Raw genomic sequence first — 12,103 nt, forward strand, 5'->3', positions numbered from 1 at the left:
TGAAATACTAAAACTTTATTTTTTTATCCCCCTTAAAGAAGATGATTGAAACCTTATTTTTTTGTCAGAATAATTTATGGAAGTGAAGTTTAGCAAATAGCAAATCAAGTAAATTTTGATTCGAGGCAATATCTATTTACTTAACCTCTCAAGTTATTGAGTAGATTTTCAAACATATACTCGTAGCTATTTTCTAAACTCCACGTATTTCGTAAGCATTTCTTGTCGAATGCTGGGCAAAGATCCATCAGCTATTACCGAATGGAGGAAGCAAAAGTACTGGAGTAATTTAGATAAAATTCCAAGTTACTGCTAAAGTACGCTCTCTTAAAAGCAAACAGTATTTATTTAAACCTGACCTTTAAAAATCAGAATATGATTCCTGATAGCTGACTGCTAAGAGCCAAATGGTTACCCTATTTCTATTTTATCAGAATTATTTTTTACCAATTAATAGTTCACTAAATCAATGAACTAGGTATATTTTTGTACAAAACTTTCTAAACCAGAGTTATAACCTTCTCCGACTGCTTGAAATTTCCATTCACCATTTTTTTTATACAATTTCCCAAACTCTATAGCTGTTTCCCTGGAGAAATCTTCTTCTAGTTCATACTTAGTTATCTCTTCTTGAGTTTCCCCATCATAAATTCTGATGTAAGAATTTCTCACTTGCCCAAAGTTTTGCCTTCTTTTGTCTGCTTCATATATAGTGACAACAAAAATAATTTCTTCAATTGTCGAATCAACCTTTGATAAATCTACAGTGATAGTCTCATCATCTCCTTCTCCTTTTCCTGTACGACTATCTCCCATAGACTCTACCGAACCATCAGCAGATTTAAGGTTATTATAAAAAACAAAATATTTATCTTGAGGAATTTTGCCACTTGCTCCTAACATAAATACAGAAACATCAAGGTCAAAATCTGAACCTGTATCTGAGACATTTACATCCCATCCTAAACCGGCTCCAGCTTTTTTCATTCCAGGCGCTTCTTTAGATAAACTAACTCTCTCACCTTTGCTGAGATTAATAGTCATAAATATTTCCTCGATTTATTTACTATTTTTAACTACAACTACCACGACTATAGATTACGGAAAAAGATTACAACAAAATTTTAATTAAGATTTATAATTATTACAAAAAACTAATTAAAACCAATGTTTAATAACAATTTTATAAATGTTTAGTACAAATTATTAGGCTATTTATTAGGAGTCAGGAGTAATAATGAATTGCGTTAGTACTATTTGTCAAGTCAGAAATTATCTTTTTTTTCAAAGAGATATCTCCTGTAAAGTCTTTTAATCATACTTCTGATTCCTAATACTCTTTTTTTTATTGGTATAAGATTTAGTAATAAAATAAAACCCTAAATAGTCTCTGCCAAAAATCTTCTCTGATTAGGATTAGGAATAGAGAAAATTTCTTTCGTTAATTAAACTATATTACTCGACTGCTTTATCCTAAAAAATTGTATAGTTTTTGCTGGTATCAAAGACCTCAAATTTCACTTAGTAAAAATTTAAATAATTCTCTCTGATATTAAGACTAAAATCTCTCGATTTTTCAGCAAATCCTAAATCAAGTATACTCTTTTCAATAAATATTTCTACTATCATATAAATAGCAATCTTATTTTAATTTTGATAAATTCTAATATTTTTAGAGAAAGGTTAATAGAGAAGTAAAAAAACTGTATAGTAATTCTCATATGGTTGCAAAAGTTTCTGTAACAGTCAATATTAACGGAAAACGTTTAAAATTATGATTTCTGAAGGTACTTTGGAAATCAAATTGCTTTCCTACCTAACTAACACAAAAATTTTACAACTAAAATAGAATTACTATATCAGATAAAAATACAAAGTGCCACACACTAAACTTTTGAAGAATAGTCAAATTATTAGATATGATGCCTTATTATTATAGATTTTTTTTCATTCTTGTTATAGGTTATCTATTTACAGTTTATTCCTTATTTTCGCTTATAAATATTTTGCTTAAAACTCTGCAAATATTACCTTAATTCCTTGATTGAATAATTTGTTTCTGATATTCATCTTCTGTCATTAAATCTGTGGTATTTTCCACACGATCTAAAAAGACTAGACCTTCTAGATGATCGTATTCATGCTGAAAAATTCTAGCAACAAAATCTGTTAATTCTTGTCTTTCTAATTTTCCTTCTCGATTAGTATATTCTACATTTATTGATCTATATCTCGGTACTAAACCCCTAATTCCTGGCACACTTAAACAACCTTCCCACCCCTTGACTCTATCTTCTGAATGAGATATTAATCTAGGGTTAATCATAGCTGTTGGCTCCATTTTTGGTGCATTTGGATATCTGATATTGGGTCTAGATGCAACAATGAATAAGCGATCGCTAATTGAAACTTGTGGAGCAGCAATTCCCACACCATTTGTTTCAATTACTGTAGCAATTAAATTATCAATTATTTGTTGTAAATTTTTATCGCAAATATTATTAATGGGTTGAGCTTTATGTCTTAATATCTCATTCCCTAACTGAGCTACTTGTAATACTTCCATATTTTTTTCCTTGGTCAATTTATATCGTCCATTTATAGCACTTTTTATAGCACTTTTGATTAATATAGAGTACAGAGATTTGGGTTTAAAGGAAGAAAGAAGAAGGAAGAAGGAAGAAATCTTGTAGTCTACCTTTGTGAAAACCGCTATAAATAGGTGAACCAAACCGTCAAAACTAAAAACCTTGTAGGAAAGTTTCATAGAACTTCTCTACTTTAGCCTACTAATTATGACAACTTCTGTAATAAAAAAAGGAAGAAATAATTTTTGATTAATTCTTTTACTCCCTACTTTATTCAAAATATACATATTTTTCAGCTCTCAAAACTATTTATCTAAGGCGTTTTAGTTTTGATTTTGTATATATAGCACTCCCCAAGTACCCTAAAATTAAACTATAGTTTATAACTTACTAGCCTGAGTCTCACTCAACTCAATTTACTTCAATAGACTCAGAGATACAGAAATACTATATATATCTATCCTCTTAATCGAGATGGTAAATTACCAGTTCGCACCTGAAAATTCAAGTTTTCACCATTCCGATTAACTTCTAATTCCAACAAACTACCGACAGTTTTGTTCTGAACAATTTGTTGTACATTTTCAGATTCACTAATAGTTTGATTATCAATTTTTTGAATTATATCTCCGGGCTTTAAACCACTTTTATCAGCAGGAGAACCAGGAACAACTTGCATTACTAATACCCCTTGGTCAGTAAATAACTGAATATTTGTATTGAAGTTTCGGTTAAGTTCTTGCTTAAGTTCAGGTGTCAAAGTCTGCATAGCAATACCTAAATAAGCGTGTTCTGCCTTACCACCCTTAATTAATTGTTGAGCAATTTGTTGAGCATTATTAATAGGAATTGCAAAGCCTAAACCTTGAGCACCATCAATAATAGCTGTGTTAATGCCAATTACTTCACCATTTTGATTCAACAGAGGGCCACCAGAATTACCAGGATTAATCGCAGCATCCGTTTGAATAAATCCTACCCGCTTATCTGGAACACCTACATCATTACTAGAACGACCTGTGGCACTAATTATACCAACTGTCACAGAATTATCTAGACCTAGTGGGTTGCCAATCGCGATCGCCCATTCTCCAGGTTGCAGATTATTTGAGTCTCCGAGAGAAACAGTGGGCAGATTATTCCCATCAATTTTAATGACTGCTACATCAGTTACAGAGTCTGTGCCCAAAACTCTACCTTGAAGGCGACGCCCATCTTTGAGAACTACTTCTACGGTAGTTGAACCCTCTACAACGTGAGCATTAGTCAGAATATTACCATCAGAACTGATGATAAAACCAGATCCAGTACCTTGCTCAACCCCTCGACCTGAAGGTGACCTAGGAGATTCATAACCATAAAAATCTTCTGGTATTCCCCTGCCAAACATATTAGGTCTTTGGCTGACGGTTCGAGAAGCATTAATCCTAACTACTGCCGGACCAACTTTTTGGACTGCATCCACAATAAAGTTACTATTGGAAATGGGAGCTCTAACTGGTAACCAACTAGACCTTTCTGAGTTAGAAGTACCATCAGTTTTACCAGGGGATTGAGTAAGTGATAATTGATTAAGCTGGGTTGAGTTTTCTGGAGAGCTACTTGTCTGAAATATCAGACGCTCACCTAACAATGCTCCTACCGCTCCTGCTAGCAGTAATAAATAAGTTAAAGGTTGTTTCCAAAAGACTTTGCCTGTTGTATTTTTCATTGTTATTTATTTCTAATTGCTTAGTTTGTCAAGAATCAATAATCAGAGTTTTTTCTCCTGATGGAGAGGTTTTCTTTAAATTTCCCTACAATATCTATTTAGTCTATTACTTAAGGCATAGTAAAAAATAAATTATCCAATTTGTGGACTTGACTTACTTGTTTTACTATCCCTGCTCCTTTACATTTAACTCAAAGGGATATTTTTTATTTGGAAATCCCTTAGTACCTACTCCTGAATATTTATGGGAATTTACATTTTGCTTGTATTATGGCGATCAAGTAAATTTAACACTGCTCGGAAATGAAGTCTGGCGATCAATAATTAGTGATTTGACCCTAATTCTTAGCTTAGTATTTCAGAGTCATTGAAATTCACTCTTCGGATTTTTCCTTGATCTACTTAACTTTTGGAGAGTTAATTTTAACTATACATAGAACTACAATGTTAAGTTACATATATGTGAATCTTGCATATCTTGGACTTTAGTATATTTACAATCCCTAAAAAATTTATCCGGTTATTTTTAAGCAAATCAAGTTGATACTATTTTTTTCATAAATTCATGGTTTATTTACTTTTGATGCTAATTTCTCAAAAAACTATGATTGTTTAATTTTTTTTTTGATTTGATATTCATTTTTTGCTTGAATATTTATTTGATTTTTTTATACTAATGAATAGGTGTCATTAAATGTGAGCTTTTATAACCATACACTAACAAACTTTGTCTAGCACTACCTAAAAAAAATTATAGTAACTGAGATTGGTTTCCGACATAAATTACTTGCAAAGGTCTTTGAGAATCACCTATAATCTTATATTTTTTTTTGCCATATACATATATTTATCTTATTTAATTTTATATTGATTTTTAGCTTAAAATTTATTTGATTTATTGATAATTTTGTATTACATAAACCATTAAACATTGTAATTGCCAACAAAAATTGTAAGTATTAAGCAATCAGTGAGCCTGCTTAGTGTGTTATCAGTAATTACCAACATAAATCCAAGCTGTCATATTTCTGTATTGAAGAACTGAAATCTGATTTTATAGTAGGGTTAAAAGCACATTTGAATATCTTAACTATTCATAGCAAATGTGTTTAATACCTCCACAAAAAAAGCCGATTGCTGATTGCTAATAGCTGAATTTTGACAAATAATATATTTAGGGTTTCCACACCTAATAAAATCTTTTTGACTCAATTAATGAGAAACCCAATTATTTAATTTTGACAGAAAACTTAATTAAAATTAAATCAACAATTTAGCTAATTAATCCTCAGCAAAAATGTACTTATAGAGTTCATCTGACCCTGGCTCTGGACTGTTTGTAGCAAACTCAACAGCTTCACTAATTAACTCCTCAATCTTGTGATCTATTTCTTTTAAAGCTGCAACATCTACCAAATTATTTTCTGTTAAGTAAGTTGTAAATTGTTCAATAGGGTCACGAGAAAACCAATATTCCTTTTCTTCTTGATCTCGTAATTCATCAGGGTCAGCCAAAGAATGTCCTCGAAAACGATAAGTTAAAGCTTCAATTAAAGTTGGTCCTTCGCCAGCACGAGCCCGAGCAACAGCCTCTTGAGCAGCAGAGTGTACCGCTAGTACATCCATACCATCAACTTCCACACCTACCATACCAAAGGCATGAGCTTTTTTGTAAATTTCGGGTTCAGAAGTAGCACGTTCGTGAGCCATACCAATTGCCCACTTGTTATTTTCTACTACATAAATAATTGGTAGTTTCCACAATGTAGCCATATTTAGACATTCAAAAAACTGGCCATTATTGCAAGCTCCATCTCCAAAGAAACAAGCCGTTACTTGGTCAGCAGTGTCATTTCCCATACTTTCCCGACGATATTTACTCTGAAAAGCTGCTCCAGTAGCCACAGGAATACCCTCAGCAACAAAAGCATAACCCCCCAATAGATTATGCGTAGCCGAGAACATATGCATCGAACCACCACGACCTTTAGAACAACCTGTGGCTTTGCCAAATAACTCAGCCATCACTTCCCGTGCAGGTACACCAGCACTTAGAGCATGAACATGGTCTCTATAAGTGCTACAGACAAAATCTTCATCTTGGCGCATGGCTTTAATCACACCAGAAGAAACTGCTTCTTGTCCATTGTAAAGATGAACAAAGCCAAACATTTTGCCTCGGTAATACATTTCAGCACACTTATCTTCAAATAAGCGCCCTAAAACCATATCTTCATATAGTATCAATCCTTCTTCTTTAGTTATTTTTATACTATTAGTATCAAAATTAGGTACGGTACGTTCTTGGATCATTTTATGTGTCCTAAGCTAGTATAATGAGTGAGTAATTTTGTGTCGTACACAATAATCTTTAGCAAAAGTCCCTAATGACTTTATACTTAGAAGCTTATATGGGAATAGTGTATTGGAGCAAACAAATTTTACTAGCTTTTAACAGAGAATGTTGTAAAGTAATAAAAAACACCTCTGCTAGCAAGCAAGAAACGATATTATTAAGTAATATAGTAACTCGCCTTTGAGGAAATGCACTGTGCGGATTCCACTAGATTATTACCGAATTTTAGGTTTACCAATTCAGGCTACTGCCGAACAGTTACGGCAGGCACATCGAGACCGCACTCAGCAGTTTCCTAGAAGGGAGTATTCTGAGGCAACAATAGTTGCTCGTAAACAACTTATAGATGAGGCTTATGCTGTTCTGTCTGACCCAGAACAACGCCAAACTTACGATGGCAGCTTTTTGGCTAAAACCTATGAGCCAGAAGAAGTAGAAGAACTAAGTCCAAGTTCTGAGATAAATCTTGATAAAGTCGAGGAAAAAGAAACAAAACTTCAGGAAGCAGGAGAAGTTATTCCGAAAATTGCTTCTAGGCGGTTAGGAAAAAGGATAAGTTCTCAAAATAGAGATAATCTAGTTACTTCTGAGTTTGATCCTAATACTCCCAGTATAGAAATAGAAGATCCACAATTTGTGGGAGCAATCCTGATTTTACAGGAGCTAGGAGAATATGAGCTGGTATTAAAACTGACTCATCCTTATCTTACTAATAATAGTATTGCTATTAAAGATGGACGTTTTGGAGACCCAGCATTAGTTTTGCCAGATATTGTCCTTACAGTTGCTCTAGCGAATTTGGAATTGGGTAGAGAACAATGGCAACAAGGACAATATGAAAGTGCAGCCACAGCTTTAGAAGCTGGCCAAGGATTATTACTCCGAGAAAATCTGTTTGTCCAAGTTCGAGGGGAGATACAAGCCGATCTTTACAAGCTACGTCCTTATAGAGTAATGGAGTTAATAGCATTACCAGAGGAGATAGCTCTAGACCGTCGCCGTGGCTTAGAAATTCTCCAAGATATGTTAAATGAACGGGGAGGAATTGATGGCGAAGGTGAAGATAAATCTGGACTTGGGGTAGAAGATTTTCTGAAGTTTATTCAGCAGCTACGTCACCACCTAAGCACATCAGAACAAAAGAAATTATTTGAGGCAGAAGCTCATCGTCCTTCGGCAGTAGGCACATACCTAGCAGTTTATACTTTTTTAGCTCAAGGGTTTGCTCAGAAACAACCAGCCTTAATTCGTAAGGCTAAGTTGATGTTAATGCAATTGGGTCGGAGTCAAGATGTAAATTTAGAGAAATCTGTCTGTGCTTTACTTTTAGGGCAAACTGAAGAAGCTAGTCGTTCATTAGAACTTAGCCATGAAAACGAACCCTTATCCTTTATTAAAGAAAATTCTCAAGAATCTCCAGATTTATTACCAGGGCTTTGTCTTTACGCTGAACATTGGTTGACTGAGGAGGTATTTCCACATTTCCGTGATTTGTCTGATAAGTCAGCTTCTTTGAAGGACTATTTTGCAGATCAGCACGTTCAAGCTTATCTAGAAGCTTTACCAACAGAATCAGAAGTAGCTAATCAATGGGTAGTTGTTCAACCTCGTCGCGATCCTAATGAGGAACAGATGTTTTATCAGAAGGAAGTTGACAAATTGACTGTATCAGATTTAGAAAATAAAGCTATATCTGGCATGGGTAGTGTTGCTACTGCTAGTCCTGCTTCTGCAAGCAAAAGAACTTCTAATTTACTAGGAACTAGTTCTGATAACTTGCTTGAAGAATCAGAAAGATCATCATCTACTATAGGTGCGCAAAAACAGTTAACTAATACGAGTTATGGTCGCTATTCAGGAAGAATAAGAGAAAGGAGTAGGAGTACTTTACCTCAGTTTAATGAAAGTACATCACTAGGCAGTGAAGAATTACCCCAATCTATTCCAGAGCATAGTCCACGCAGAATCTCTACAAGAAGAGAACCCATTAAGGTTGGTCGTCTAATATTAATTGCAGTTTTGGGATTGTTGGCAATAGGATTTATTGGGTTATTAACAATTAAAACAATCGGTTGGTTAGTAAATGCTTTAGGATTAGGTGGACCTAGGCTAGAAAGAGAACAACCTGCTGAGGTGGGATTGGAAAGACTTCCAATAGAAATTCCAGAACCTAATTGGGTTAGCCTAGGAGCATCAGGACCTATAACTAAAGAAATAGCACAACTAGCGATTCAAAGTTGGTTAGATATTAAGGCTTCTGCTCTTGGTCCTAATCATCAAGTTGAACAATTACAAAATATTTTAGTCAACCCAGCACTTGAGCGTTGGTTACCTACAGCTAATGCTCTGAAGCGAGAGAAGTCTTACCGGAAGTATGAGCATGATTTAGAAATAAAAAGTGTAAAGATGAGTAATACAGATGGCAATGAAGCTCAAGTAGATGCTCAAGTTAGAGAAAAGGTTCAGTTTTATGACAATGGTAGATTGACTAATTCTGACAATGAAAACTTACTTGTTCGTTACAATTTAGTTCGTCAGAATGAAAAATGGCAAATTAGTAATTGGAAGGTATTGAGATAATTTTAAATTAAGAAATAATTATGGGAATCAACCAAAGCTTAAAGATGAATAATTATTAGTATTCTTACTGTATTTATTCAACTGAATTATTAGAAAAAAAGTTGAGATATAAATCAGAATTAAAAAAATTTAGACACCCAAGTCAAAGAACTTTTTAATCAAATTAATCTTCAAGAAGTCAATAAAAAAATTCTCTTCTCGTGTCAGATAAAATTTGTTTATACTGTAATCATAAAACTATTTTGTATTTATACAGATTTTCTATTGAATACGAATTGAAAAATTCAGAAATTCAATAATTCAAATCTAATATTTATCCTGACTCCTGACTCCTGAGTAATACGATAACTAATTATCCAAATTCTATATCAGGATGAAAGAAAAATTGGTTTCAAAATAATAACAGGTAAAATTTTTACGGCTTTCGGGATTAAACCAAAAGGAAAATCGAGAGTGGTTATATAAGTTAAGTATTGATGGTTTGATGATTTAGTTTAGCTTTTTGCTATATTGTCATAGTCTTTGTATTGGGTTTTCTAGACTATGTGGGAGTTGCAAGATAAAATTACTTTAGGTCAAATACATTTAATTAGTTATAAAAAACCTTCTTCCTCATATATTGTCTAAGTCTTCCAACCCTATCAATTTTGCTATTACCTATTCCCAAGCATTTTTCCGTATTCAAGCCCACAGAGATTACTAGGTAAATAAGTAGGTAGGCATAAATAAAGGTTAAAATAAAAAACATAAAAAAGAACCTATAACCCAGTTTCCAAAAGGTTTTCACCATTTTGAATTTTAATTACTATTGTACCGATAATTAAGCCCACCTACTTATCTGACGAATATGAAGCACGAAGATAATAACAATAAATAATGTCGGTCAAATGAATGTCCCAAAAATCTTACTCTAGGGATTTGAGTAATTTCCTCTGAGAGCTTACGCGAACGTCAGTCGAACTCTGCTACTAAAACCTCAAAGACGAAGACCTAAGCCTAACCCTAACCCTAATCTGATATCAGCAAGAATAGAGAGCGTCAAGCGCAATAGCCAAGAGTTTGAAATCTTACGCAGACAATGGATAGCAAAGAGAACTTTTGCATGGTTACTTCAGAAGCAAAGTTTAACTTTACACTATCAGCAACTCCCAGAAATTAGTGAAGGTCTGATTTACACCACGATAATTAGATTAATGTTACAAAAGCTTGCTACTAAAAACTCAGGGTGTTCTTAAGATTTGTTTTACAAACAGTCTCTTAATATTAATGAGATAAAGTATTTTTTTATCTTCACTATCGTCTATTTCCTGTTCCCTAAAATCCAAAATTTTTGTATTTCACAAATTTGATAAACCCTATATCCACTACTCAGGTATATTTTCTTTTTCCTTTTCCCTTTTTCCAGTACAGCGTTCTCTATTCTCTACCTCCACTCAATATTAAATTAATTTTGTTGATGTACTTACTTTTGAGTTTTTTACCTGTAATATTAGTAATTTTTAATAAACCTATCAAATAATTTTATTGATTAATTTTGTTGAATTTCTAATAACTTAAGTAAAGTTAAGAAACCATAACATTTTCAATCTAGAATTGCCTATAAACCTGCATATATACTCATAATTTCTTAGTAACGACCCTTGACCAAATCTGAGCTTTTCTGCAAGATATAGACTTATAAGGCGATCCCGTCGATCCCAAAAAAATGCTGTTCTTATCGTTTCTATATCTCTAGAAACTGCTAAGTATTCCTAAGCATTTACCCAACTCATTGATTGTTTGAATCGGAAAAGTGCTTCTCAAAAGAAACAAGGAATTATCTTTATTACTTGCTAGGTTTTGGGAAACAGAATAGAAAACAGTAAAAAAATACAAGGATATACATAATGGTTCAAGAACGTCCACCCCTAGAAGAGATGACTTTACGACAACTACGGAAAGTCGCTAGCGAACTAGGTATCTCTCGTTACAGCAGAATGCGTAAAGCACAACTGCTGGCAGCAGTGATGGAAGCTCAAGGTATCAATCATGTCTCATCTGCTCCACTTTCAACACTAGAGGTACAAGAAGAAGTGGAAGCAAAAAAGTTTGAATTGGGCCAAGAAAACAACATTGATGATTTTCTTTCATCAATTGATGAGGGTTTAACTGATTTACCCAATGGGTATGGTAAAAGCCGAATAGTATTCATGCCACGAGATCCAGAGTGGGCATACGCCTACTGGGATATTTCTAATGAACTTAAAGAAGAGCTACGTCGTCAAGGAGGACAGCAGTTGGCTCTGCGTATATATGATGTCACAGACATTAACTTGGACTACCAAAGTCCTCATAGCATTCAGGAATATCCTTGTGATGAATTAGCTCGTGAATGGTACATACCTATTCCGGTAAGCGATCGCAACTATACTGTCGAAATAGGTTATCGGTGTGTTGATGGCCGATGGTTAGTTTTGGCTCGTTCTGAGCGAGTACATATTCCTCCAGTCTATCCCTCAGATTGGATTGACGACCAATTCATCACAGTTAGTTGGGATGAAGATTTACGCGGCAAAACCTTTATGGAACTGGTTCCTGCTAGTCGCCAAATTACTTTTCATGATAATCCCGATGAGATTTATGAAGAAATGTTTGGCATAGCTGAAGTTGAGGAACAACGGGTCGCTGGTTCTATGTTTGGCTCTGTTCAAATGGTTCCGGGTTCAGGTCAGATGATAGAGGAAGGAGTAAGTTCTTATTCTATGGCATCAGGTGTAGGGATGTGGGCATCTGGTAGTAATGTCTCTGGTGCAACTCAAACTATGTCAGGCGTGGGGTTAACTGCTTCTGGAGTTGGTCAAACTATGTCAGGTGTAGGTTTAACTACTT

7 protein-coding genes are annotated in these 12,103 nt (G+C 34.1%); 3 read left to right on the forward strand and 4 right to left on the reverse strand.

What is annotated here, in order from left to right; all coding sequences use genetic code 11:
- Nucleotides 1-474: 474 nt before the first annotated feature.
- From ACP6PL_RS24140 to pdhA, 4 genes are all read right to left on the reverse strand, one after another.
- Complete coding sequence (locus ACP6PL_RS24140) at nucleotides 475-1,044, reverse strand: TerD family protein (protein ID WP_426547837.1); 570 nt, start codon at nucleotides 1,042-1,044, stop codon at nucleotides 475-477.
- A gap of 988 nt (nucleotides 1,045-2,032) precedes the next feature.
- Nucleotides 2,033-2,566, reverse strand: a complete 534-nt coding sequence (gene def, locus ACP6PL_RS24145; protein WP_426547838.1) for a peptide deformylase — start codon at nucleotides 2,564-2,566, stop codon at nucleotides 2,033-2,035.
- A 479-nt stretch (nucleotides 2,567-3,045) separates the two neighbouring features.
- The gene (locus ACP6PL_RS24150) at nucleotides 3,046-4,299 is read right to left on the reverse strand and encodes an HhoA/HhoB/HtrA family serine endopeptidase (protein ID WP_426547839.1); all 1,254 of its coding nucleotides are present in this window, start codon (nucleotides 4,297-4,299) and stop codon (nucleotides 3,046-3,048) included.
- 1,281 nt (nucleotides 4,300-5,580) lie between these two features.
- Entirely contained in the window at nucleotides 5,581-6,612 is a 1,032-nt protein-coding gene (gene pdhA / locus ACP6PL_RS24155) for a pyruvate dehydrogenase (acetyl-transferring) E1 component subunit alpha (RefSeq protein ID WP_426547840.1), read from the reverse strand.
- Between the two features lie 238 nt (nucleotides 6,613-6,850).
- Here pdhA and ACP6PL_RS24160 point away from each other — a divergent pair, with 238 nt between their 5' ends.
- The 3 genes from ACP6PL_RS24160 to ACP6PL_RS24170 form a co-directional block, all read left to right on the forward strand.
- Nucleotides 6,851-9,235: an IMS domain-containing protein gene (locus ACP6PL_RS24160; RefSeq protein ID WP_426547841.1), complete on the forward strand. Its 2,385-nt coding sequence runs from the start codon at nucleotides 6,851-6,853 to the stop codon at nucleotides 9,233-9,235.
- A 1,028-nt stretch (nucleotides 9,236-10,263) separates the two neighbouring features.
- A complete protein-coding gene (locus ACP6PL_RS24165; RefSeq protein WP_426547850.1) occupies nucleotides 10,264-10,470 on the forward strand; it encodes a transposase in 207 nt (68 codons plus the stop codon).
- A 651-nt stretch (nucleotides 10,471-11,121) separates the two neighbouring features.
- On the forward strand, nucleotides 11,122-12,103 hold a 982-nt coding region (locus ACP6PL_RS24170; RefSeq protein WP_426547842.1), incomplete at its 3' end, for a DUF4912 domain-containing protein.

Source organism: Dapis purpurea BLCC-M126 (genome assembly GCF_050015975.1).
Taxonomy (GTDB): domain Bacteria; phylum Cyanobacteriota; class Cyanobacteriia; order Cyanobacteriales; family Microcoleaceae; genus Trichodesmium.

What these genes read in the sequence shown, in the direction of transcription:
- ACP6PL_RS24140 (WP_426547837.1), bottom strand. Translation starts at nt 1,044, where the DNA reads ATGACTATTAATCTCAGCAAAGGTGAGAGAGTTAGTTTATCTAAAGAA.
- def (WP_426547838.1), bottom strand. Translation starts at nt 2,566, where the DNA reads ATGGAAGTATTACAAGTAGCTCAGTTAGGGAATGAGATATTAAGACAT.
- ACP6PL_RS24150 (WP_426547839.1), bottom strand. Translation starts at nt 4,299, where the DNA reads ATGAAAAATACAACAGGCAAAGTCTTTTGGAAACAACCTTTAACTTAT.
- pdhA (WP_426547840.1), bottom strand. Translation starts at nt 6,612, where the DNA reads ATGATCCAAGAACGTACCGTACCTAATTTTGATACTAATAGTATAAAA.